At 64.7% G+C, this 23,577-nt stretch carries 17 protein-coding genes and 1 riboswitch; of the genes, 7 read left to right on the forward strand and 10 right to left on the reverse strand.

Translation table 11 applies throughout. The annotated features are described in order from the left end of the window. Nucleotides 1–60 precede the first annotated feature (60 nt). The 9 genes from gdhA to ilvC all read right to left on the reverse strand — a co-directional run bounded on the left by gdhA (nucleotide 61) and on the right by ilvC (nucleotide 10,999). Nucleotides 61–1,404: an NADP-specific glutamate dehydrogenase gene (gdhA, locus tag ACVOLO_RS08770; RefSeq protein ID WP_481569862.1), complete on the reverse strand. Its 1,344-nt coding sequence runs from the start codon at nucleotides 1,402–1,404 to the stop codon at nucleotides 61–63. A gap of 164 nt (nucleotides 1,405–1,568) precedes the next feature. Then, nucleotides 1,569–2,630 (reverse strand): 3-isopropylmalate dehydrogenase, encoded by a 1,062-nt coding sequence (gene leuB / locus ACVOLO_RS08775; protein WP_481569863.1) that lies wholly within the window; start codon nucleotides 2,628–2,630, stop codon nucleotides 1,569–1,571. 509 nt (nucleotides 2,631–3,139) lie between these two features. After that, nucleotides 3,140–3,718, reverse strand: a complete 579-nt coding sequence (gene leuD / locus ACVOLO_RS08780) for a 3-isopropylmalate dehydratase small subunit (RefSeq protein WP_481569864.1) — start codon at nucleotides 3,716–3,718, stop codon at nucleotides 3,140–3,142. After that, complete coding sequence (gene leuC, locus ACVOLO_RS08785) at nucleotides 3,718–5,136, reverse strand: 3-isopropylmalate dehydratase large subunit (protein ID WP_481569865.1); 1,419 nt, start codon at nucleotides 5,134–5,136, stop codon at nucleotides 3,718–3,720. The genes leuD and leuC overlap by 1 nt, the downstream gene beginning before the upstream one ends. A gap of 35 nt (nucleotides 5,137–5,171) precedes the next feature. Beyond that, on the reverse strand, nucleotides 5,172–6,725 hold the full coding sequence (locus tag ACVOLO_RS08790) for a 2-isopropylmalate synthase (RefSeq protein ID WP_481569866.1): 1,554 nt from the start codon (nucleotides 6,723–6,725) through the stop codon (nucleotides 5,172–5,174). Then, nucleotides 6,722–7,771 carry a threonine dehydratase gene (locus ACVOLO_RS08795; RefSeq protein WP_481569906.1) on the reverse strand — a complete coding sequence of 350 codons (1,050 nt, stop codon included), beginning with the start codon at nucleotides 7,769–7,771 and terminating at the stop codon, nucleotides 6,722–6,724. The genes ACVOLO_RS08790 and ACVOLO_RS08795 overlap by 4 nt, the downstream gene beginning before the upstream one ends. A gap of 252 nt (nucleotides 7,772–8,023) precedes the next feature. Continuing rightward, complete coding sequence (locus ACVOLO_RS08800) at nucleotides 8,024–8,275, reverse strand: ACT domain-containing protein (RefSeq protein ID WP_481569867.1); 252 nt, start codon at nucleotides 8,273–8,275, stop codon at nucleotides 8,024–8,026. Next, nucleotides 8,259–9,986: an acetolactate synthase 2 catalytic subunit gene (gene ilvG / locus ACVOLO_RS08805; protein WP_481569868.1), complete on the reverse strand. Its 1,728-nt coding sequence runs from the start codon at nucleotides 9,984–9,986 to the stop codon at nucleotides 8,259–8,261. The genes ACVOLO_RS08800 and ilvG overlap by 17 nt, the downstream gene beginning before the upstream one ends. Nucleotides 9,987–10,024: 38 nt before the next feature. Continuing rightward, entirely contained in the window at nucleotides 10,025–10,999 is a 975-nt protein-coding gene (gene ilvC, locus ACVOLO_RS08810) for a ketol-acid reductoisomerase (protein WP_481569869.1), read from the reverse strand. A 756-nt stretch (nucleotides 11,000–11,755) separates the two neighbouring features. Here ilvC and ACVOLO_RS08815 point away from each other — a divergent pair. Then, complete coding sequence (locus ACVOLO_RS08815) at nucleotides 11,756–12,454, forward strand: AfsR/SARP family transcriptional regulator (RefSeq protein WP_481569870.1); 699 nt, start codon at nucleotides 11,756–11,758, stop codon at nucleotides 12,452–12,454. A gap of 111 nt (nucleotides 12,455–12,565) precedes the next feature. Further along, nucleotides 12,566–14,275, forward strand: a complete 1,710-nt coding sequence (gene ggt, locus ACVOLO_RS08820; RefSeq protein WP_481569871.1) for a gamma-glutamyltransferase — start codon at nucleotides 12,566–12,568, stop codon at nucleotides 14,273–14,275. A 285-nt stretch (nucleotides 14,276–14,560) separates the two neighbouring features. On the opposite strand, the gene ACVOLO_RS08825 is transcribed toward ggt, so the two are convergent. Next, nucleotides 14,561–16,141 (reverse strand): BCCT family transporter, encoded by a 1,581-nt coding sequence (locus ACVOLO_RS08825; protein ID WP_481569872.1) that lies wholly within the window; start codon nucleotides 16,139–16,141, stop codon nucleotides 14,561–14,563. A gap of 259 nt (nucleotides 16,142–16,400) precedes the next feature. Next, nucleotides 16,401–16,502: riboswitch (TPP riboswitch) on the forward strand. 110 nt (nucleotides 16,503–16,612) lie between these two features. On the opposite strand from ACVOLO_RS08825, the gene thiC reads away from it, so the two are divergent. From thiC to ACVOLO_RS08850, 5 genes are all read left to right on the forward strand, one after another. Beyond that, nucleotides 16,613–18,487 (forward strand): phosphomethylpyrimidine synthase ThiC, encoded by a 1,875-nt coding sequence (thiC, locus tag ACVOLO_RS08830; RefSeq protein WP_481569873.1) that lies wholly within the window; start codon nucleotides 16,613–16,615, stop codon nucleotides 18,485–18,487. A gap of 206 nt (nucleotides 18,488–18,693) precedes the next feature. Next, nucleotides 18,694–19,275 carry a DUF4136 domain-containing protein gene (locus ACVOLO_RS08835; protein ID WP_481569874.1) on the forward strand — a complete coding sequence of 194 codons (582 nt, stop codon included), beginning with the start codon at nucleotides 18,694–18,696 and terminating at the stop codon, nucleotides 19,273–19,275. Nucleotides 19,276–19,335: 60 nt separating this feature from the next. Continuing rightward, on the forward strand, nucleotides 19,336–20,007 hold the full coding sequence (locus ACVOLO_RS08840; RefSeq protein WP_481569875.1) for an ion channel: 672 nt from the start codon (nucleotides 19,336–19,338) through the stop codon (nucleotides 20,005–20,007). 248 nt (nucleotides 20,008–20,255) lie between these two features. Further along, nucleotides 20,256–22,550, forward strand: a complete 2,295-nt coding sequence (locus ACVOLO_RS08845; protein WP_481569876.1) for a winged helix-turn-helix domain-containing protein — start codon at nucleotides 20,256–20,258, stop codon at nucleotides 22,548–22,550. 115 nt (nucleotides 22,551–22,665) lie between these two features. Then, complete coding sequence (locus tag ACVOLO_RS08850) at nucleotides 22,666–23,559, forward strand: helix-turn-helix domain-containing protein (protein ID WP_481569877.1); 894 nt, start codon at nucleotides 22,666–22,668, stop codon at nucleotides 23,557–23,559. The last annotated feature ends 18 nt before the right edge of the window (nucleotides 23,560–23,577 follow it).

A 23,577-nucleotide genomic window follows, 5' to 3' on the forward strand; every position in this document is an offset into this window, starting at 1 on the left:
GCGTGCCCGGTGTGTTGAAACGCAGGCCGGGGTGTTTCCCGGCCCACGCGCTGTCGTTGCTCAGTACAGCCCCTGCGCCAGCATGGCATCGGCCACTTTGACGAAGCCGGCGATGTTGGCGCCGTCCACGTAGTTGACGCTGCCATCGGCGCGAACACCGTGCCGCACGCAGTTGGCGTGGATCTCTTTCATGATGACGTGCAGGCGCTCATCGACATCGGCATGACGCCAGGAAAGGCGCAGCGCGTTCTGGCTCATCTCCAGCCCTGATGTTGCCACGCCGCCGGCATTGCTGGCCTTGCCCGGTGCGTACAGCGTGCCGGCCTGCAGGAACACATCCACCGCTTCCAGCGTCGAAGGCATGTTGGCGCCTTCGGCCACGCACAGCACGCCGTTGTGGACGAGGGTGCGGGCGTCGGTTTCGTCCAGCTCGTTCTGGGTGGCACAGGGCAGGGCGATATCGGCCGGGATATGCCACGGCCGGCGGTCGGCGAGGTATTCAAAGCGCGCATCGTCGGCCAGTTCGGACAAACGGCCACGGCGTTCGTTCTTCAGCGTCATCACGTCCTGCATGCCCTGCTCGTCGAAGCCATCGCGTGCGTACAGCGTGCCGCCGGAGTCGGAGAAGGTGAGCACCTTGCCGCCGAGCTCGGCGACCTTGATCGCGGCGAACTGGGCCACGTTGCCCGAGCCGGAGATCAGCACCTTGGCACCGTGGGTTTCGCGGCGTGCGTGGTGCAGCATCTGCTCGACGAAATAGACCGTGCCAAAGCCGGTGGCTTCCGGGCGCATCAGGCTGCCGCCGAACGCCAGCCCCTTGCCGGTGAACACGCTGGCGGCACTGTTGCTGAGTTTTTTCATCATGCCGGCCATGAAGCCGACCTCGCGCGCACCCACGCCGATGTCACCGGCCGGCACGTCGGTGTCCGGGCCGAGGTGGCGATACAACTCCAGCATCAGCGCCTGGCAGAAGCGCATCACTTCGCCGTCGCTCTTGCCCTTGGGGTCGAAGTCCGAGCCGCCCTTGCCGCCGCCCATCGGCAACGTGGTCAGCGCGTTCTTGAAGGTCTGCTCGAAGGCCAGGAATTTCAGGATCGACAGGTTCACCGACGGGTGGAAACGCATGCCGCCCTTGAACGGGCCAATGGCCGAACTGTGTTGCACGCGCCAGGCGCGGTTGACGTGGGTCTGGCCCTTGTCGTCCGCCCATGCCACGCGGAACTGGATTACCCGCTCCGGCTCGACCAGCCGCTCCAGCAACCCGTGCTGCGTGTACTTCGGGTTCTGCTGCAGGAAGGGCCACAGGCTGAGGGTGACTTCCTTCACCGCCTGCAGGAACTCGGCTTGGTTGGGGTCGCGCCTGGCCACATGGGCAAGGAAATCGTCGGGGCTACGGTAGTTCAAGGGCATTCCTCTCAGGAGGGGGATCTGAAGCAACAGATCCAAGAATGAAGAGCAGAATTGTTTGTCCACCAGGCGGTAACGTGCCGCCAATCAACGGTACCCAGCGCTTGCAGCATACGCGGGCACCAAAAAAGAACGCGGCCAATGGCCGCGTCCGGGTACGACTAGCTGAGCTGCGCAAGCACTGCCTGCGCTGCCTGGCAGGTGGAAAGCGCCTGCCCTTGTGCCGCCAGGTCGGCGGTGAATTGTCCGGCGTCCAATGCCGCGCTGACCGCGGCCTCGATGGCGGCCGCCTCGGCTTCCAGCTGAAGCGAATGGCGCAGCAGCATCGCTGCGCTGAGGATGGTGGCATAGGGATTGGCGATGCCCTTGCCAGCGATGTCCGGTGCCGAACCGTGGATGGGTTCGAAGATGCCAACCTTGCCCTGTTCGCCCAGCGAGGCCGACGGCAACAGGCCCAGCGAGCCGGCCAGCATCGAGGCTTCGTCGGTGAGGATGTCGCCGAACATGTTTTCGGTGACGATCACATCGTAGGCGCGCGGCTTGGAAATCAGGTGCATGGCCATGGAGTCGACCAACTGGTGTTCCAGTTCCACGTCGGGGAATTCTTCGCGGCCAATGCGCGTGGCGATGTCGCGCCACAGGCGTGAGGTTTCCAGCACGTTGGCCTTGTCCACCGACGTGAGCTTGCCGCGACGCTGCTGTGCCAGGGCGAAGGCGCTGCGCAGCACGCGCTCGATTTCCACCGTGGTATAGCGGCACAGGTCACTGGCGCTGTCGGCATCACGGGTCTTGTCGCCGAAGTAGATGCCGCCGGTCAGCTCGCGCACGACCACGAAGTCCACATCGGTGAGCAACTCCGGCTTGATCGGCGAGGCGCTCAATGCTGCCGGATGGGTACGCACCGGGCGCAGGTTGGCAAACAGCCCCAGCGCCTTGCGGATGGCCAGCAGCCCTTGTTCCGGGCGCACCTTGGCATTCGGGTCGGACCACTTCGGGCCACCGACCGCGCCGAGCAGGATGGCGTCGGCCTTGCTGCAGGCCTCCAGCGTGGCGGCAGGCAGGGGCTCGCCATGGTTGTCGATGGCGATGCCACCGATGTCGTGCTCGCTGAAGCTGAAGCTGTGGCCAAAGCGGGTGGCGATGGCCTTGAGCACGTCCACCGCGACGGCGGTGATTTCAGGACCGATGCCGTCACCCGGCAGTACGACGATGTTGGCTTGCATGTAAGGGTTCCGGTTGCTGTTGTTGGTCGCTCCCTCTCTTGCGCCGCAGGCGCAGGGGAGGGCTGGGGAGGGGGAGCTTCTGCCGTTGCTGCTTGCGTAGCACAGGCCAAAGCCAACCCCCTCCCGACCTCCCCCTGCCGGCTGCGCCGGCAAGGGGAGGGGTGTTTCGTCACGCTGCCCTGCAGGCAACGCGGATCTGCCCCCTCCCGTGCGCCGACGGCGCAGGGGAGGGTTGGGGAGGGGTAGCTTCTGCCGTTGCTGTTTGCGCAGCACAAGTCAAAGCCACCCCCCTCCCGACCTCTCCCTGTCGGCTGCGCCGACAAGGGGAGGGGTGTTTCGTTACGCAGCCCTGCAGGCAACGCGGATCTGCCCCCTCCCTTGCGCCGCAGGCGCAGGGGAGGGTTGGGGAGGGGGAGCTTCTGCCGTTGCTGTTTGCGTAGCACAAGCCAAAGCCAACCCCCTCCCGACCACCCCCAGGCGGCTGCGCCGGCAAGGGGAGGGGTGTTTCGTCATGCTGCTCGCGAAGCCTCGTACGCGGCAATTTCTTCAGCACGCCCCAGCAGCCAGCCCAGCTGGTCCACACCTTCCAGCAGACAGGTCTGCGAGAAGCCATCCAGCGGGAAGGAATACACCTTGCCGCTGGAAGTACGCAGCTCGCGCGCCGCCACATCCACGGTCAGTTCGTCATCCGGGTTCTGCATCAGTTCCTGCACGTCGGCTTCGTCCAGCACGATCGGCAGCAGGCCGTTCTTCAATGAATTGCCACGGAAGATGTCGGCGATCTCGCTGCTGACAATCGCCTGCAGGCCCAGGTCGGTCAATGCCCACGGCGCATGCTCGCGCGAGGAGCCGCAACCGAAGTTGCGCCCAGCCAACAGGATGGAGCGGCCCTGGTTGTGCGGCTGGTTGAAGGCGAAGTCCGCATTCGGCGAACCATCGGCCTGCCAGCGCCAATCATTGAATGCATTCTTGCCCAGGCCGGCGCGCTCGGTGGTGGACAGGAAGCGCGCGGGGATGATCTGGTCGGTGTCGATGTTGGTCTGGCGCAGCACCACGCTGCGCGAAACGATGCGGGTCAGTGCGGCCATCACGCCACCTCCTTGGCAAACAGTTCGCGCGGGTCGGCAACGTGACCATTCACCGCAGCCCACGCCGCGCTCATCGGTGAGGCCAGCAGCGTGCGCGAGCCCGGGCCCTGGCGGCCTTCAAAGTTGCGGTTGCTGGTGCTCACCGCCAACTGGCCCGGTGCGACCAGATCGCCGTTCATGGCGATGCACATCGAGCAGCCCGGTTCGCGCCATTCGGCACCGGCGGCACGCACGATCTCGTGGATGCCTTCAGCCTCGGCATCGCGCTTGACGATCTCCGAGCCCGGCACCACCAGCATGCGCACGCCAGCGGCAATGCGACGGCCACGCAGCACCTGCGCCACTTCGCGCATGTCGCTCAGGCGGCCGTTGGTGCAGGAGCCGACGAATACCACGTCCACCCGCGTGCCAGCCAACGCATGGCCCGACTCGAACTTCATGTAGTCCAGGCCCTTCTGCGCGGCGGCATCGTTGGCGGCCGGGATCGGCGCATCCACCGCAATCGCCGTGCCCGGGTGCGTGCCCCAGGTCAGGGTCGGGCGGATGTCGGCCGCATCGATATGCACTTCGGCGTCGAAGCGTGCGCCGGCATCGGTGTCCAGCGTCTTCCAGTACGCAACGGCCTTGTCGAAGTCGGCGCCCTTGGGGCCGCGCGGGGTGTTGGCGACCCAGTCAAACGTGACCTGGTCCGGTGCCACCATGCCGGCGCGCGCACCGGCCTCGATCGACATGTTGCACAGGGTCATGCGCTGTTCCATGTCCATCGCGCGGATCGCCGAGCCACGGAATTCCAGCACATGGCCGGTGCCGCCGTTGACGCCGATCACGCCGATGATGTGCAGCACCACGTCCTTGGCGCCGACGCCCGGGGCCAGTTCGCCATCAACGGTGATGGCCATGGTCCTGGCCTTGCGTTGCAGCAGGCACTGCGTGGCCAGCACGTGGCCGACTTCGCTGGTGCCGATGCCGAAGGCCAGCGAACCAAACGCGCCGTGCGTGGAGGTGTGGCTGTCACCGCAGACGATGGTCATGCCCGGCTGGGTGAAGCCTTGTTCCGGGGCGATGACGTGGACGATGCCACGGTTGGCCGAGGACAGGTCGAACAGCTCGATGCCGTACTCGGCGCAGTTCCTGGCCAGCGTTTCCACCTGCGCTTCGGAGGCCTTGCTGGCATAGGGCAGCTTGCCGTCCGGGCCGGCCGGCAGGGTCGGCGTGGAGTGGTCCATCGTCGCCTTGGTGCGGTCGGGGCGCCGCGGCTTCAGGCCGCGCGCGCGCAGTTCGGTGAAGGCCTGCGGTGAGGTCACTTCGTGGATCAGGTGCAGGTCGATGTACAGCACGGCCGGCGCGTTGTCGGATTCGGGGACGACAACGTGGGCGTCCCACAGTTTGTCGTACAGGGTCTTGGGTGCGGAGCTCATCAGTACGTTCCGTTGCCTATGTTCTGCCGTCGCGCTCAGGCGCTGACGGCTTCCTCGGTCTTGCTGCCTTCACGCTGGCGCAGCAGGCGGTTGGTGACATCCAGCCAGGCCAGCGCGCTGGCTTCGATGATGTCACGGCTGGTGCCGGTGCCTTCGAGGATCTCGCCTTCATGGCGCACGCTCAGGTTGGCTTCGCCACGTGCATCGGCACCGATGCCGACGCTGTGCACGTGGTAGCTGTCCAGGGTCAGCTGGATGCCGGTGGCCGCCGACAATGCGGAGAACAACGCATCCACCGGGCCATCACCCTGCGCGGTTTCGGCCACGCGGTTGCCTTCCGGGTCGGACAGTTCAACCAGCGCGTTGGCGCGGCTGCCGACGTCGCTGATGGTCATCGAGGCCAGGCGGTAACCATCGCTGCTGGAGGTGCCCTGCATCAGGGTCTGCAGGTCGGCGTCGGTGACCACGCGCTGCTGCTCGCACATGGCCTTGAACTGCTCGAACACCAGTTTCAGTTCTTCTTCTTCCAGCCAGAAACCCAGCGCACGCAGGCGTGCCTCGACCGCGGCGCGGCCGCTGTGGCGGCCCAGCACCATCTGCGAAGACTCCCAGCCCACGTCTTCCGGGCGCATGATTTCGTAGGTGTTGCGGTTGCGCAGCATGCCGTGCTGGTGGATGCCCGATTCATGCGCAAAAGCATTGGCGCCGACGATGGCCTTGTTGCGCTGTACCGGCATGCCGACCAGGCGCTGCAGCAGCTGCGAGGTAGGCACGATGCGCTGGGTGTCAAAGCCGGTGTCGAAGTTGTAGTACGCGTTGCGTACCTTCAGCACCATCGCGATTTCTTCCAGCGCGCAGTTGCCGGCGCGTTCGCCGATGCCGTTGATGGAACCTTCCACCTGCCGCGCGCCGCCCTCGATGGCGGCTAGCGAGTTGGCCACGGCCAGGCCCAGGTCGTTGTGGCAGTGCGTGCTGAAGATCACCTTGTCGGCACCGGCGGCATTGCCGATCACATGCTGGAACATCGCGCGGATTTCGTCCGGCGTGGTGAAGCCAACCGTATCGGGCAGGTTGATGGTGCGGGCGCCGGCAGCGATGGCCACCTGGGCCACTTCGGTCAGGAACTCCAGCTCGGTACGGGTGGCGTCTTCGGCGGAGAACTCCACGTCGTCCACGTAACCGCGCGCCATCGTCACGTGCTTGTGCACCGATTCGAGCACCTGCTCCTTGCTCATGCGCAGCTTGTGCTCGCGGTGCAGCGGGCTGGTGGACAGGAACAGGTGCAGGCGCGGGCGCGCCGCCGCTTCCAGCGCCTTGACCGAGGTCTCGATGTCGGCGGCCAGGCAGCGCGACAGCACCGCCAGCACCGGGTCGCGTACTTCGCGGCCGATCAGCGCCATCGCCTCGCGGTCGGATTGGGAACTTGCCGGGAAGCCGGTTTCGATCACGTCCATGCCCAGCTCGGCCAGGGCGCGCGCCATCACCAGCTTCTGCGGTGGGGTCATGCTGCAGCCCGGGGATTGTTCGCCGTCACGCAGGGTCGTGTCGAAGATGGTAATTCGTGGGCTGTTGTTGGTTGGAGTATTCACCAGAGGGTCTCCTCGACTGCGGTAACGGAAATTTGGGGGGATTCGGATTTGAGTGTGCGTAACGGGGGCGAGGTGGCACGGCTTCTAAGTCGCTCTCCGTTGCGCCGTCGAGGTTTGCGCGGCGGGCGCGGCCGCACTTCGGACAACAGCGTGGCCAGTACCGTGGCATCGATGTTGCCGCCGGACACCACCGCGCATTTGCGCTTGCCGGCCACACGCCGGCCCGCAGCCAGTGCCAGTGCGCCGGCGCCTTCGGCGATGACGTGTTCTTCCAGTGCCAGGCGCACCAGGGTTTCGCGCAGTTCGGCTTCGCGCACGATGACCACATCGTCCAACAGGCTGGCGCACAGGCGGCGGGTAATGAAGCCGGGAATCTTGACCTTGACGCCATCGGCCAGGGTTGCCACCGGGTCAATCTGGCGCACGTCGCCCTTGATGGCGCGGGCCATGGAATCCACGCCCTCGACCTGTGCACCGATGATGCGCACGCCCTGCGACTTCAGCGCCAGCGCCACACCCGAGGCCAGGCCGCCGCCGCCGATCGGCACGATGACCACGTCCGGTGCATGCGCGGCCAGTTCGATGCCCAGCGTGCCCTGGCCGGCGATCACGTCCGGGTCATCGAAGGCAGACAGGAAGCGGTAGCCGTTCTGTTCGGCCAGCTCGCGGGCGAAGGCATAGGCTTCGTCATAGCTGTTGCCGTGCTGGCGCACGGTGGCGCCCCAGTGCTGCACGCCGGCAATCTTGGTTTCCGGAGCGCCATGCGGCATCACCGTGATGGCCTGTACGCCCAGGCGGAAGGACGCCCATGCCACGCCCTGCGCATGGTTGCCGGCCGAGGCACAGATCACCGGCCGCTCGTCGCCGCGTTCGAGTGCGGCCAGCATTGCGTTCAACGCGCCGCGCACCTTGTACGAGCCGGTGCGCTGCAGGTTTTCCAGCTTCAGCCAGGTACCGAAACGCTCGGCGTAATGCAGCGGCGTGGGCGGCAGGAAACGGCGCAGGCGGGCCTGCGCGGCGAGTACGTCGGCGACGCTGACGTTCACTTCGCCAGCGTGGTCTGCAACGGAGACAGGGCGGCCACGGTCAGGCATGGTGACGCCGGGATTCGGGATTCGGGATTGCGGATTGAAGATGCGCTGCGAGTGGTTGGAGAAGACACCTCCGTTCAGCACCGCCCACTGCCGCCGCAGAGCGGGTGCGAACCCCGGCTCCCGGCTCCCGGATTCGGCCACCACAAAGAAGACGCCTCCGTTGTCTGCGCAGGCGTACTACAGGTACGTCGCTTACATCGCTGCTCATACGCTGGCACCGGCGACAGGTACCACGCGTACCGATTCGCAGTCGTAGACCTTTTCCAGCTGGTGGCGCAGGGTTTCCGGCGGGCGCGTGCCGCTGATGTCCATCTGCACGTGCCAGCGCCCGGCATCGTCCGCATCGCGGTTGCCGGCGATGTTGCTGGGGGCGAAGCCGCGCCGTTCGACCATGCCGATCACGCGCACCAGCGCGCCTTCGGCAGGCTTCAGCACCAGGTCAAGCCGGTATTGCATTGGAACTCTCCTGTGCTGCCTTGGCGTGTGCGGGGTTGCTGTCCAGCATGGTGCTGTTGGCGTAGTTCGGCGGCACCAGTGGCCACACGTTGGCGCGGGCATCGATGGCCACGTGCAGGAAGGCCGGGCCGGGGGTGTCCAGCAGTGCGGCCAGTGCATCTTCCACTTCGGCACGCTGGGTGATGCGGGTGGCGGGGATGCCGAACACCTGCACCAGTGCGGCGAAATCCGGGTTGTCGGACAGGTCGATCTCGCTGTAACGCTCGGCGAAGAACAACTCCTGCCACTGGCGGACCATGCCCAGCGAGGCGTTGTCCAGCAGGATGATCTTCACCGGCAAGCGACAGCGGGCGATGGTGACCAGCTCCTGCACGTTCATCATGAAACTGCCATCGCCGGAGACCAGCACCACGGTGCGGTCCGGGCAGGCGAACTGCGCGCCCATCGCCGCCGGCAGGCCGAAACCCATGGTGCCCAGCGCGCCGGAGGTCAGGTGGTTGCGCGGATGGTTGAAGCGGCAATGCTGCGCCACCCACATCTGGTGCTGGCCGACATCGCAGGCGATGACGGTGTCCGGCGGTGCAACCTCGCTCAGGCGCTTGAGCAGTGCCGGTGCGTAGATGTCCTTGCCCGGTGCGTCATAGCGCGCGGTGAACTTCTCGCGGTTGGCCGCGCAGCGTGCACGCCAGCCGTTGCAGTTGCCGCGGATGCCGGTCAGGGCCTGCACGCCGGCCTTCAGATTGCCGGGGATGGCCAGGTCGGCGCTGCGCAGCTTGGAGATTTCATACGCATCGGCATCCAGGTGGATGACGCGGGCGAACGGCGCAAACTCGGCCAGCTTGCCGGTGGCACGGTCGTCAAAACGCGCGCCGACCACGATCAGCAGGTCCGACTCCTGCACCGCCATGTTGGCGGCGCGGGTGCCGTGCATGCCCAGCATGCCCAGGTACTGCGGATGACTGGCCGGCAGCGCGCCCAGGCCACGCAGGGTCAACACGGTGGGGATGCCGGTAGCTTCGACGAACTGGCGGAACTCGCCAACCGCGTCGGCCAGGCCGATGCCGCCACCGCCGTAGATGACCGGCTTTTCGGCGGCGGCAATCATTTCCACCGCCTCGGCCAGGCGCTGTGCATCCGGTGCCGGCACCGGATCAACCGATGCCGGCGTGTGCGCGGGCAGGTGCGAGGCATCGGCCAACTGCACGTCCTTGGGCAGGTCGATCAACACCGGCCCGGGCCGCCCTTCGCGGGCGACGCGGAACGCTTCGGCAACCACCTGCGGCAGCTCATCCACGCTGCGCACCAGCCAGCTGTGCTTGACGATGGGCATGGTCATGCCGAACACGTCCAGCTCCTGGAATGCGTCGGTGCCGAGCAGCGGCGTACCGACCTGGCCGGTCAGGCACACCATCGGTACCGAGTCGAGCATGGCATCGGCAATGCCGGTGACCAGGTTGGACGCACCGGGGCCGGAGGTGGCCACGCATACGCCGACCTTGCCGCTGGCGCGGGCGTAGCCGTTGGCAGCCAGTGCCGCGCCCTGTTCGTGGCGCACCAGGATGTGCTTGAGGCTGGAATCCACCAATGCGTCGTAGAACGGCATGATGGTGCCGCCCGGGTAGCCGAACAGCGTTTGCACGCCTTCGGCCTCCAGGGCCTGCGTCAGCCAGCGTGCACCGTTGCGCGGTGCAGCTTGGGTGGAAGTGTTCATGCAGCGACCTTTGCCTTTATCCGGTGGGGGACCGCGGATTACGCCGTCTGGCCTTGCAGCCAAACCATCTTGGCGCGCAGTTCCTTGCCCACCTTCTCGATGGGGTGTTCCATGTCGGCCTGCTGGAACTTCTTGTAGTTCGGCAGGCCGGCGTCGTACTCGGCTTCCCAGTTCTTGGTGAAGGTGCCGTTCTGGATATCGGTCAGCACGTCCTTCATGCGTGCCTTCACCGAGGCATCAATCACGCGCGGGCCGCTGACGAAATCGCCGTACTGCGCGGTTTCGGAGATGAACTCCAGCATGCGGGTGATGCCGCCTTCGTAGAACAGGTCCACGATCAGCTTCAGCTCGTGCAGCACTTCGTAGTAGGCGATTTCCGGCTGGTAGCCGGCTTCCACCAGGGTTTCAAAGCCGGCCTGCACCAGCGAGGAAGCGCCACCGCACAGCACGGCCTGCTCGCCGAACAGATCGGTTTCGGTTTCTTCCTTGAAGGTGGTCTTGATGATGTTGGCGCGGGCGCCGCCCAGGCCGGCCGCATAGGCCAGCGCGAACTGCTCGGCCTTGCCGCTGATGTCCTGGTAGACCGCGTAGATGCACGGCACGCCGCGGCCGATTTCATACTCGCGGCGCACCAGTGCACCCGGGCCCTTGGGGGCGACCAGCACCACGTCCAGGTCGGCGCGCGGCTCGATCATGCCGAAATGCACGTTCAGGCCGTGCGCGAACAGCAGGCAGGCGCCCTGCTTCATGTTCGGTGCCAGCACGTCGTTGTAGAGCTTCTTCTGCACCATGTCCGGGGTCAGCACGGCGACCAGGTCGGCGTCCTTGACCGCTTCGGCCGGGGTCTTGACGGTGAAGCCATCGGCCTGCGCCTTGACTTCGGTGGGGCCGCCAGCGCGCAGGCCGACGACCACGTCGAAGCCGGATTCACGCAGGTTCATGGCATGGGCGCGGCCCTGGCTGCCGTAACCGACAACGGCGACTTTGATCTGGGGCAGTTCGTTGGTGCTCATGGTGCTTGGGTTCCTTGCGATGAAGAGAGTCGTGCAGTGATGAAAAAAAGGCCGTTGCGTCAGGACGCAGCGGCCGGATGGGACTGACGCAAAGCCATGCACGCCGGGGCGGTGCGCTTGGCGGCGCTTGCGGTGTGCTCGGGTTTTGCGTGATTGGTCGAGAACATGGTTTCAAGTGAAATAGAGGCTGGAAACGAAAAACCCCGCACCGGGGTCGGCGCGGGGTCTTTTATCGAATCTGGCTTTTTTCTGTTACGCGCCAGTTCGCCCCGCACCTGTTGGCTCGGTAATAAGTACGAGTACGAGCAGCGACGCCGCGGCGGAGGCCGGGGTCGAAGTCAGGCGGGCGGTGGTGTTGTGGCGTTGCAACATGAGGCCGAGATAACCATCTGCGCGATGCACCTGTCAACGCTTGCAGGTGTGATTGTCAGGAAAACCCTCGAAAGTCGCATCACAGCGGCTTGGTTGCGGTTGAAACTTGCACGGCCGCTTGTGCGCGGATTGCCAGAGTGCGCGGAAAACACGCCGTTGATGCCCGTTTGCAGAAAGCTTGCTGGCCGATGATCGGGTCTGGCTGCTTTTTCCGGTTAATCAGATAGGGGGCTGCGTGGGCGGGCCTTGAAACGGGGGTTTTAGATGACGCACATGGCGGAATTGGTGGGAGCAGGGGGGGGAATCCCCGATTGCGGGTTGGCAGGGGATGCAGGCCGTGAGCGGATACGGCTGTTGGGCCCGTGCCACGGATTGCCGGCACCCTTGATCTATCGCAAGGCGTGGGCATTGCTGGGCTTTCTGGCCGTGGAGACGAACCGGCGGCATTCGCGCAGCGCCCTTGCCCGGTTGTTGTGGCCCGGGTTTGCGGAGACCAGTGCCCTGACCAATCTGCGGCAGGTACTGAGCAACCTCAACCGTTACTGCGTGCAGGTTCTGGGCCCGGGTGTGCTGCAGATCGAACGCGCAACGGTGGGCCTGATGCGTGGTGAACAGCCGGTGTTCGATATCGACCTGTTGCGGCAGGCGCCGTACGAGCCAATGGAGCTGCTGGTCGGGCAATGCAGCTTTCTCGATGGCATGGAGGACCTGGGCGGGCCGGATTTCCACAGCTGGCTGGAAACCACCCGGCGCAAACTGGATATGCAGTTGGTCGATGCGGCAAAGCAATGCTGTGATGCCTTGCTGGAGGCTCAGCGGTGGGAACCGGCAGTGGAAGTGGCGCGTGCGCTGACCCTGCGCGATCCCTGGAACGAGGCGCACACACGGCGGATGATGCGTGCCCATGCCGGTAGTGGCAGGCGTACGGCTGCGCTCGACGTCTACCGGACCTTCGAGACAATGCTGCGGGTGGAGCTGGGGTTGAACCCCGGTCAGGAAACCCTGCAGTTGCTGGCGCAGATCAGTGATGGGGCATTGCCTTGCGCAAAACCTCGGGAACCTCTGGCCGCTGCCGTGGCTTGAACGTCGAAGCGCCAGCGGACAGGTGCCGTGTGACGGGAGGGTGCCTGCATCGGCAGAAATGAAGTCCGGGCATCGGCTATCGTTCCCGGCAGTTCCCATCGGGTGCCGCCCATGCTCCGTTCCGCTACCTTCCTGCTCACACTTGCGGGCGCCTGCCTGCTCCCGGCTCATGCTGCCGATCGCGTCACCGGCCATGAATTCGCAACGCGCTCGGAGGTCATCGCGCCGCATGCCATGGCCGCCACCTCACAGCCGCTGGCCACGCAGATCGCGCTGGACGTAATGAAAGCCGGTGGTTCGGCGGTGGATGCGGCCATCGCGGCCAATGCCGCGCTGGGGTTGATGGAGCCCACGGGCAATGGCATTGGTGGCGACCTGTTCGCCATCGTCTGGGACCCGAAGACGCAGAAGCTGCACGGCTACAACGGCTCGGGCCGCTCGCCGCAGTCGCTGACGCTGGCCGAACTGCAGCGGCGCGGACTGAAGGAAATCCCCGCTACCGGGCCGCTGCCGGTGTCGGTGCCCGGTGCGGTGGACGGCTGGTTCGCGTTGCACGAACGCTTCGGCCGCAAGCCGATGGCCGACAACCTTGCGCCGGCCATTGCCTATGCGCGGCAAGGGCACCCGGTTGCCGAGGTGATTGCCTACTACTGGGATCGCTCGGTGCCGCGGTTGTCGCCACAGCCGGGTTTCAAGGAGCAGTTCACCATTGACGGCCGCGCGCCGCGAAAGGGCGAGATGTGGCGCAACCCGAATCTGGCCGACACCCTGCAGAAGATTGCCGACGGCGGGCGTGATGCGTTCTACAAGGGTGACATCGCCCGCACCATTGGTGATTTCTTCAAGGCCAATGGTGGCTACCTGAGTTACCAGGACATGGCCGCGCACCAGGGCGAATGGGTGGAGCCGGTGAGCAGCAACTACCGTGGCTACGATGTCTGGGAGCTGCCGCCCAACAGCCAGGGCATCGCCGCGCTGCAGATCCTCAACATTCTTGAAGGCTACGATTTCTCGAAGATCCCCTTCGGTTCCCCCGAGCACATCCACCTGTTCGTCGAGGCCAAGAAGCTGGCCTTTGCCGACCGCGCCCGCTTCTACGCTGACCCGGCATTTTCGCCGGCGCCGGTGCAGCGTTTGATCTCAAAGGATTACGCGGCAGAGCGTCGCGCGCTGATTTCCATGGACAAGGCCTTGAAGGAAGCCCAGCCCGGCACGCCGAAGCAACTGGAGCAGGGCGACACCATCTACATGACCGTGGCCGATGCCGACGGCATGATGGTGTCCTTGATCCAGTCCAACTACCGCGGCATGGGCAGTGGCATGGCGCCGCCGGGGCTGGGCTTCATCCTGCAGGACCGCGGTGAGATGTTCGTGCTGCAGAAAGATCACCCCAATGGTTATGCGCCGGGCAAGCGCCCCTTCCAGACCATCATTCCGGCCTTCATCACCAGGGATGGCAAGCCGTTCGCCAGCTTCGGTGTAATGGGCGGGGCGATGCAGCCGCAGGGTCATGCGCAGATCGTGATGAACCTGGTGGACTTCGGCATGAACCTGCAGGAAGCCGGCGACGCACCGCGCATCCAGCATGAGGGCTCAACCGAACCCACCGGGCCGGCGACGGCGATGCGCGATGGCGGCGAGGTCAACCTGGAGACCGGCTTTTCCTGGGAGGCCGTGCGCAGCTTGATGCGCAAGGGGCATCGGGTGACGTTTGCCGATGGCCCGTATGGCGGCTACCAGGCGATCATGCGCGACCCGCAGAGCGGCGTGTATTACGGCGCCTCGGAAAGCCGCAAGGATGGGCAGGCGGCGGGGTACTAAGTGGTAGCTGCGTAGGCTGGGATCAAATCCCAACAGCCTGACGGGATTACGAGAGCAAAAGCATCCCTCCCCAAATCTCCCCTGCGCGTTGCGCAAGGGAGGGGCAGAAGCAGACGTGCACGGAGACGGCGCAGTAACCGGCGCGCGCAAGTGAAGCAGCTGAAGCAACAGATGCAGCAGATGCAGCAGATGCACGATTTTCCCCCTCCCTTTGCCGCAGGCAAGGGGAGGGCCGGGGAGGGGTAGCCCTTACTTCTCCCGGTTTAAATCCCAACAGCGCCTACGCTACTGATCAACGCGACCCACCCGCTCAGCTTCCAGCCGCGCTTCCTCCTGCGCGGCCTGCTCGCGTTCGATCCATGCCTCGATGATGTGGCGCGTGCGCTGCGCAAGGCGGCGCTGGCGGTTGTATTCCGCATCCAGCACCCGGTACAGCGACACCATCACCAGCAGCATCAACAGGGCGAAGGGCAATGCCGCGATGGTGATCATGCCCTGCAGCGCCTCCAGCCCGCCGGCCAACAGCAGCACCGCGGCGATGAGCGCCACGGCCACGCCCCATACCAGCTTGCGTGACAGCGGCGGATCGCCGGCTTCATCGGTGGACATGCTGGCGAGCACCAGCACCGCGGAGTCGGCCGAGGTCACGAAGAAAATGGCCAGCAGCACCAGCGCCAGGATCGACAGCAACAAGGGTGCCGGCAGGCTGTCGAACATGGTGAACAACACCGTCTCGTAGCCGTTGCCCAGGGCCTGCACCAGATCGACATGGCCGAACAGCTGCGACCACAGCGCGGTGCCGCCGAATACCGAGAACCACAGGAAGCCGAGCAGGGTGGGCGCCAGCACCACGCCCACCACGAACTCACGCACGCTGCGGCCGCGTGATACCCGGGCAATGAAAGAGCCCACGAACGGCGCCCAGGCAATCCACCACGCCCAGTAGAAAATGGTCCAGTCCGCGACCCAGGTGCTGCCGCTGAACGGCGACATGCGCAGGCTCATCGTCACCAGCTGGTTGAGGTAGGAACCCAGCGTGGTGGTGAAGGTGTCAAAGATGAAGCCGGTTGGCCCCAGCACCAGGATTGCCGCCAGCAGCAATGCCGCCAGTGCAAGGTTGAAGTTGGACAGCCACTTGATGCCGCGCTCCACGCCGCTGCTGGTGGAGATCATGTAGAGCACGAACGCCACCGCGATGACGGTCATCTGCAGCGGCACGCCGGCGGTGATGCCGAACACGCGCTGCAGGCCGGCCGCGATCTGGATGGTGCCAAAGCCCAGCGTCGTTGCAACGCCGATGGCCGTGGCAACGACTGCGGCGATGTTCACCACCTTGCCGAACGCACCGCGATGATGGTGGCCGATGACCGGCTGCAGCATGTCACTGATCAAGCCGCGGCCATTGCGGTTGTACTGGAACCAGGCCATTGCCAGACCAATCAGCGCATAGATCGCCCACGGGTGCAGGCCCCAATGGAAGAACGCATAGCGCATGGATGCACGCGCGGCGTCCATGCTCTGCGGCTGCAGGCCTTCCGGCGGGGTGACCAGGTGCGATATCGGCTCGGCCGCGCCCCAGAACACCAGGCCGATGCCCATGCCGGCGGCAAACAGCATCGACAGCCAGCTGGCGCGGGAGAAATCCGGCTCGGCATCTTCACCGCCGATACGCAGGTTGCCAAAGCGGCCGAACGCCAGATACAGCAGGAAGGTCAAGGTCAGGAACACGATCAGCAGATACAGCCAACCGGCGCCGCGCACCACCTCGGCCAGCGCGGTCTGCACCACATCGTTGAAGGGACCAGGCGCGATGCCGGCAATCAATACCAGCAGTGCGACCAGCGCAATGGAAACACGAAACACCATGGAGGAGCTTCTCCGGTCAAAAGGTTGAATGAAGGGAGCGAGCCTGGAAGCGCAGAACCGCAATCTACAGAGGACGGGTTGCAGGACGGCCGGCGTGCATGTGGCCGGGCAGGAAAGGGACGGGACGCGCGCTGTTGGCTGGTCAACCCCCGTACCAGCACCACGCTGGGCAGGGATATTACTGAACGGAATGTCACGGTTCCGTTAGCAAGGCCGACGCACGGCGCCATGCCGCTGTCGTCGCTTTGTGGTTTAATGCCGCCCGAAGCGGGGGTACCGCGGCTTGAGGGCCGTGGTTGAGACATACCCTTAGAACCTGATCCGGCTCATACCGGCGTAGGGAAGCTTTGTGTGCTGCCAGTAGTGCCCATACCGGGCCAACGCTGCGCAGCGTGCGCCTTCGCTTCGTTCCGCCATGCCGCTACGCGCATGGCCCTTGCACCCCGTGTGGATTGACCAGGACGAATGCCGATGAACGCACAGCCCAGCCTGCAGCAGCAGGCCCAGCAACTATCCGAATCCGTGACGCGGCCGATTCCCGGCTCGCACAAGATTTTCGTAACGGGTTCGCGCGAGGACCTGCAGGTGCCGATGCGCGAGATCGTGCAGACGCGCACGCCCACCCTGTTTGGTGGCGAAGAAAATCCGCCGATCACCGTATACGACACCTCCGGCCCGTACACCGACCCGAACGCCAGCATCGACCTGGCCGCCGGCCTGGCACCGTTGCGCGCGCGCTGGATTGAAGAACGTGGCGACACTGAGCAACTGACGGGCTTGAGTTCGGCGTTTGGCCGCTCGCGTGAGGACAATGCCCGGCTTGATGCGGTGCGCTTCCCGGGGCGGATGCTGCCGCGGCGGGCCATTGGCGGCGCCAATGTCACGCAGATGCATTACGCGCGGCGCGGCATCGTCACTCCGGAAATGGAGTTTGTCGCCATCCGCGAGAACCAGCGCCTCGAAGCGGTGCGCGATGCCGGCCTGCTGGCGCAGCATCCGGGGCAGAGCTTCGGCGCCAACATCCAGAAGATCATCACGCCGGAATTCGTGCGCGATGAAATCGCACGCGGCCGCGCGGTGCTGCCCAACAATATCAACCACCCGGAAAGCGAGCCGATGATCATCGGCCGCAACTTCCTGACCAAGATCAACGCCAACATCGGCAACAGCGCGGTGTCCTCGGGCATTGCCGAGGAAGTGGAGAAGCTGGTGTGGTCGATCCGCTGGGGCGGTGACACGGTGATGGACCTGTCCACCGGCAAGCACATCCATGAAACCCGCGAGTGGATCATCCGCAACTCGCCGGTGCCGATTGGCACGGTGCCGATCTACCAGGCACTGGAAAAGGTGGATGGCCGCGCCGAGGAACTGACCTGGGAGATATTCCGCGACACGCTGATTGAGCAGGCCGAGCAGGGCGTGGACTACTTCACCATCCACGCCGGCGTGTTGCTGCGGCACGTGCCGCTCACCGCCAAGCGCGTGACCGGCATTGTCTCGCGTGGTGGTTCGATCATGGCCAAGTGGTGCCTGGCGCACCACAAGGAGAACTTCCTCTACACACACTTTGAAGACATCTGCGACATCATGAAGGCCTACGACGTGTCCTTCAGTCTCGGCGATGGTCTGCGTCCGGGGTGCATTGCCGATGCCAATGACGCGGCGCAGTTCGGCGAACTGGAAGCACTGGGTGAGCTGACCAAGGTCGCGTGGAAGCATGATGTGCAGACCATCATTGAAGGGCCCGGCCATGTGCCGATGCACCTGATCAAGCAGAACATGGAAAAGCAGCTGGAAGAATGCGGCGAAGCCCCGTTCTACACGCTGGGGCCGCTGACCACCGACATCGCACCGGGCTACGACCACATTACCAGCGCCATCGGCGCGGCGATGATCGGCTGGTACGGCACGGCGATGCTCTGTTACGTGACGCCAAAGGAACACCTGGGCCTGCCCAACCGCCAGGATGTGCGCGACGGCATCATGGCCTACAAGATCGCCGCGCATGCGGCGGACCTGGCCAAGGGCCACCCCGGCGCGCAGGTGCGTGACAACGCCTTGAGCAAGGCACGCTTCGAGTTCCGCTGGGAAGACCAGTTTCATCTCGGGCTGGATCCGGAGAAAGCCAAGGAATTCCACGACGAAACCCTGCCCAAGGACGCGCACAAGCTGGCGCACTTCTGTTCGATGTGCGGGCCGCACTTCTGCTCGATGAAGATCACCCAGGACGTGCGTGACTACGCAGCGGAGCAGGGCGTGGATGAAGCCGGCGCACTGGCCGCAGGCATGGCGGAGAAGTCAGCCCAGTTCCGGGAGCAGGGCGCGGAGGTCTACCGGGCCGGGTAAGGCCCGGGCATCCCGTGGGGCTGCCCTGCGCGCTTCCGCAGGAGCAGCCTGCGCAACGGGAAGCACATTACGGCCGCTGGCCGATGCCTGATTCCGGCGGCCTGCGGCTTCCCTGGCGCGGGCCGCTCACATAACCGCGGGCCTATACACGCCGGTCCCTGCACCGGCGTGGTAGCGTTTTGCCAGTCCAGACCGGGGGTATTGCCATGAAGCTTCATACCATGTTCCGTCTTGTGATCCTGGGTGCATTGCTGCTGCTGGGCGCCTGTGCCAGTACGCCGCGGGTGAGCAGCCAGGTTGATCCCAATGGTGAGTTTTCGCGTTATCGCAGTTTTGCGTTCTACACGCCGCTGGCGCTGGAGCAGAGCGGCTATACCACCATCACCAGCAATCGCATCCGCGATGCGGTGCGCACGCAGATGCTGGCGCGTGGTTATGTCCATGACGAGGCCAATCCCGACCTGTGGATCAACCTCAACGCCTACCTGCAGGACAAGACGCGCGTCACCACGATGCCGGAAGTGGACTACGACTATTACTACAGCTACCGCGCGCGCAGTTATATGGCCGTGCCGTATTGGCGTGATCGTACCGATGTGCATCAGTACACCGAAGGCACGCTCAACGTCGATGTGGTGGATGTGCGACAGAAGCGCCTGGTGTGGGAAGGCGTGGCAGTAGGGACGGTGGGTCGTGCCACGCAGGAAAAGCGCAATGCGCAGATCGATGCGGCGGTGGCGGCGATATTTGATCAATACCCGTACCGTGCGGCGGGTTCGCCGCGCTAAGCAGCGGCAGCGCATTCTGCCAATTCCGTACGCACCGCAGGGGCACGAGGAAACATCGGCATGGCATCACGCTTGAGGTGGATCGCGCAGGCGCGACGGCACCCTTCGGCCTGGTTGTTGGCGGTGCAATTGCTGGGCGTGTTGTTGTACCCGGCCATGGAACACATGCCGGCCGGGCGCGCGCTGTTTGGCGCGTTCGGCATGGCCGTGCTGGGCTTGGCGGTGTGGGTGGTGCGGCGCAGCCCGCTGACGATCTGGCTCGCACTGCTGCTGGCGGTGCCTGCGGTGATCTTCTCCGTTGCCGGTGCATTGTTCGACAAGCCGTCATTGACAACGGCTGCGCAGATATTCGAGTGCCTGCTGTATTTCTATACAGCCTGCAGTCTGATTGCCTACATGCTGCAGGATCACAAGGTCACGCGTGACGAACTGTTTGCAGCGGGCGCGTCCTTTACCTTGTTGGCATGGGCCTTTGCGTTTGCATATTCAGTTTGCCAGCAGTGGTATCCCGGCAGCTTCGTGGCAACCAGCGAAGGCGATTTCAGAAGCTGGATGGAGTTGCTTTATCTGAGCTTCAGTTTGCTCTCGGGCGTCGGTCTCAGTGACGTCGTGCCAGTGCACCCACAAGCACGCGCATTGGTCATGCTGGAGCAGTTTTCAGGGGTTATGTACGTGGCGCTGGTGGTGTCGCGACTGGTGGGTTTGACCATCCACAAAGCGTCGAAAAACTGAACGCCAGATAAAAAAATCGCGCCCGAAGGCGCGAATCATGTATCGATTATGTGTATTCCGTCGGCGAGAGAGAGCCTGATGTCTTCCGGTGTAAGCACACCGGCAACTCTCATAGAGTAATATCCGTTCCAGATGGAATATTTGCTCTTTGCGCCGATGGATTTTGCTGATTCTGGCGACTGGGCGCTTTGTCTTTTGGCATGCATGACACCGGAGTTGTGTCCTGCCTGCATTCTTTTTAGATCGTAATGCAGACAGTCGACAATCCGAAGCCGGACGCTGACCGGCTTACCATCGGCGCATGTGCGGTACTGCTTTCCTCGCGTGAGGTGCACGGTCCTGGCACGCGCAACGTGCAGCGGCTTACCCCGAAAAGTGTGGGCGTGCTGGTGGCGCTGGCGCGTCGTGCGGGCCAGGTGGTGACGCGCGATGAACTGTTTGCGGATGTGTGGCCGGACACCATGCCGACCAACGATGTACTGACCCAGGCCATTACCCAGCTGCGCAAGGCGTTTGCTGCTGCCGATGGCAGCGACAACGGCACTGCCTACATCGAGACCATTGCCCGGACAGGCTATCGATTGCTGGCGCCGGTGGCCTGGGACGATGCCGACTCGGCGAGCGCTGCTGCCGAAGCACCTGGGGCTGATGCCGCATCAGCGCCAGAGAATACGGCGGCATCGGCCGATCCGGCGCGCGCGACCCGCGCGGCACAGCGCAAGTTGCGCCGTCATGTGCTGCTGGCTGTGGGCCTGCTGTTGCTGGCGAGCACGGTGGTGATGGCATGGCTGCTATGGGAGCGCGCACCGGCCGATGCGGCGGAGACCAGCGGCACCCGCGTGGTCGGCAGCCCCGAGCGTCCCTACCGATTGATCACGTCCAGCGCGTCGTTCGAGACCAACCCCGCGCTGTCACCCGACGGTGCGCTGGTGGTATTTGCCAGGGAAGCGGAGGGGCGCTCGACCCTGTGGGTGCAGAGCACCGGCAGCACGCCGCCGGTGGCACTGGTCGTTCCCCCGGCTGATGCCTCCGATCGTTTCCCGGTCTGGTCACCGGATGGGCGCCAGATTGCGTTTGCCCGCTTCGGTCCGCACGCGGCCTGCGAAGTGTTGCTGGTGTCCGCGACCGGCGGCGATGCACGTCGCGCCACCCGTTGTGATGGCACCGACATGCTCAGTTTCAGCTGGGCACCCGATGGTCGCAGCCTGCTGTTCGGTTCGATGACGGGCGCCTATGCCAGCCGCGGTATCCGCACGCTTGAACTGGCGTCGGGGCGTTGGTCATCTCTGTCCTATGAAATGGGCAGCGATGATTTCGACTACGCGCCACAGTACTCGCCGGATGGCAGCAGGATTGGCTTCGTGCGCAACCCGCAGGTGGGCGACCTGTGGGTGATGAATGCCGACGGTGGCAACGCCGAGCGCCTGACCAACGATGCAGCCGAGATCCGCGGTTGGAGTTGGCTGCACACCGATGAAATCGTGTTCGGCCGGCGTGTGGACAGTGAGTCGCGCCTGTATCGGCTGGATGTAGCCACGCGAACGCTGCGTGACATGGGCATTGATGATGCCGGCAACCCGGCGGTGTCCCGTCGTGGCGGCAATCTGGCCTTCATGCGCGACCGGCCGCTGTACGGGCTGTTTCGCCTTCCCCTGACCGAGCAGGGCGGTGCACGCATGCGCTTGTTCGCGTCCTCCGGGCGGGATTCGCAGCCGATGGTGTCGCCGGACGGGACACAGCTTGTCTTTACCTCGGACCGCTCGGGCACCTTTGCGCTGTGGTGGGGCCGCTTGGCCGAGCCGGATTCATTGCGGGTGATGGATGGGTTGCGTCCGGAGGCCCGGCAGCCGATGGATTGGGCGCAGGACGGGCGCAGCGTGCTGGTGAGCGGGCGGGATGCTGACGGTTTGCCCGGCATCTATGAAGTGGTGCCGGAAGACGGGCGCTGGAAGCGGCTGGAGGTGCCGGTGCGCGAACCCTTGCAGGCGATCTACGGCGACAGGCCGGGCACCTTGCTGGTGGTGGAGCACGGCGAAGATGAGCGGATGACGTTGACCCTGTTCGACCGCGCGCAGACACCCTGGAAGCGCTTGGCATCGCTGGAAGGTGTGTCGCAGGCGCGTCTGGACCGTGCCGGCAACCGTGTCCTGTTCACCCGGCTGGCCAGCGGCGGGCTTTGGCAGATCCAGCCGGACCTGGCGGCCGACAGCGTGCAGTCACTGAATACCGAAGTACCGACACGCTGGCGCTATCGCACCTGGGCGGTGGACGGCACCGGCACGGTGGGTTACCTGAACATCGGCAGCGGCTGTGCCACGCAGTTCAGCGTCATCGCCGGCCAGGGCCGCAGCCAATGTCTGGACGACAATCAGTTCAGTTCCGGCAATGGCATGAGCCTGTCACCTGACGGCAGCGCCGCATTCGTTGCGCTGACGATCGCCGACGGTGCCGATATCGGGCTGATGCGGGTGCCCAAGCGTGCGCCCCGCAGAGTGTTCGGCGTCGCCAAGTGGTTGCCCTGGCTGGAAAAACCGCTTTCGTAGTTCTTTCGTAAATGCTCTCCGGAATCTTTCGGAGCAATCTCGCAGGATCGTCCTGACGCTGCCGGCCAGACTTGGCAAAACCATCGCCCATTGAAGGCAAAGAGATGGTGTAGTCATGCGTCAGGTTTCCTGGGTCGATCGGGGGCAGTCGGTTTCGTTCGAGAAGGCCGAAGACGGCCCGCGTCCCAACTGCGTGGGCGTTGCACGGCTGGGCAGCCTGCAGACCTCGGGCACGGTGTTCACGGTGTGGCTGCAGCTGCGCGGTACGGCTTGGGTCGAATCGAAGGAAGGCAAGTTCCGCCTGCGTCAGCGTGAGTGGATTGCCTTTGAGAAGGAGTCGCGCCCGCTGATCCAGGCCGGCCGCGATGGCATCTGCATCGGCGTCAGCCTGGATGCCGATGCGCTGCGCATGCTGGGCACTGTGGCGGACTGCAGCGTCTACACCGGCCGTGGCCGCATGAGCCTGGCCGAGGCGCGCATGGCGCTGCGCCTGTGGCGCGAAGCGCAGGGCCCGGGCAGCAGCATCCATCAGCTGCGCCCGCTGTTGCTGCATCTGGCATCGCTGCAGCGGGAATTGTCCGGCACCGTGCAGCGTTGCCCGGGCCGCTCGCGCATGCGCAAGCGCCAGGTATTCGGCCGCATGCAACGTGCGCGCATGTACCTGGAAGGCAACAGCCATCGCGTGGTGCGCATTGGTGAGTTGGCGGAGTTGACCAACTTCTCCAGCTGGTACCTGTCCAAGACCTTCCAGAGCCTGTATGAAGAAAGCCCGCAGTCATTGTCGGCACGCCTGCGCCTGGAGCGTGCGGCGATGCTGTTGCGCGATACCGACATGATGATCGGCGAAGTTGCCTCGGCCAGTGGCTTCGACAATTGCTGCAGTTTTGCCCGTGCATTCCGTGCCCGCTTTGGAACTTCGGCAACGCGTTACCGCGACATGCCGGAAACGCTGAAGCCAGATTCGGCAAAGTTTAAGAGCGGTTCGGGCAAAACAATCGGCGCTGCGTGAACGTAACGTTCAGGGGTG

Source organism: Stenotrophomonas sp. STEN056, from assembly GCF_056759635.1.

Coding starts and splice junctions, on each gene's coding strand:
- leuB (WP_481569863.1), bottom strand. CDS start 2,630: ATGCAAGCCAACATCGTCGTACTGCCGGGTGACGGCATCGGTCCTGAA.
- leuD (WP_481569864.1), bottom strand. CDS start 3,718: ATGGCCGCACTGACCCGCATCGTTTCGCGCAGCGTGGTGCTGCGCCAG.
- leuC (WP_481569865.1), bottom strand. CDS start 5,136: ATGAGCTCCGCACCCAAGACCCTGTACGACAAACTGTGGGACGCCCAC.
- ACVOLO_RS08800 (WP_481569867.1), bottom strand. CDS start 8,275: ATGCAATACCGGCTTGACCTGGTGCTGAAGCCTGCCGAAGGCGCGCTG.
- ilvG (WP_481569868.1), bottom strand. CDS start 9,986: ATGAACACTTCCACCCAAGCTGCACCGCGCAACGGTGCACGCTGGCTG.
- ilvC (WP_481569869.1), bottom strand. CDS start 10,999: ATGAGCACCAACGAACTGCCCCAGATCAAAGTCGCCGTTGTCGGTTAC.
- ggt (WP_481569871.1), top strand. CDS start 12,566: ATGCTCCGTTCCGCTACCTTCCTGCTCACACTTGCGGGCGCCTGCCTG.
- ACVOLO_RS08825 (WP_481569872.1), bottom strand. CDS start 16,141: ATGGTGTTTCGTGTTTCCATTGCGCTGGTCGCACTGCTGGTATTGATT.
- thiC (WP_481569873.1), top strand. CDS start 16,613: ATGAACGCACAGCCCAGCCTGCAGCAGCAGGCCCAGCAACTATCCGAA.
- ACVOLO_RS08835 (WP_481569874.1), top strand. CDS start 18,694: ATGAAGCTTCATACCATGTTCCGTCTTGTGATCCTGGGTGCATTGCTG.
- ACVOLO_RS08840 (WP_481569875.1), top strand. CDS start 19,336: ATGGCATCACGCTTGAGGTGGATCGCGCAGGCGCGACGGCACCCTTCG.
- ACVOLO_RS08845 (WP_481569876.1), top strand. CDS start 20,256: ATGCAGACAGTCGACAATCCGAAGCCGGACGCTGACCGGCTTACCATC.
- ACVOLO_RS08850 (WP_481569877.1), top strand. CDS start 22,666: ATGCGTCAGGTTTCCTGGGTCGATCGGGGGCAGTCGGTTTCGTTCGAG.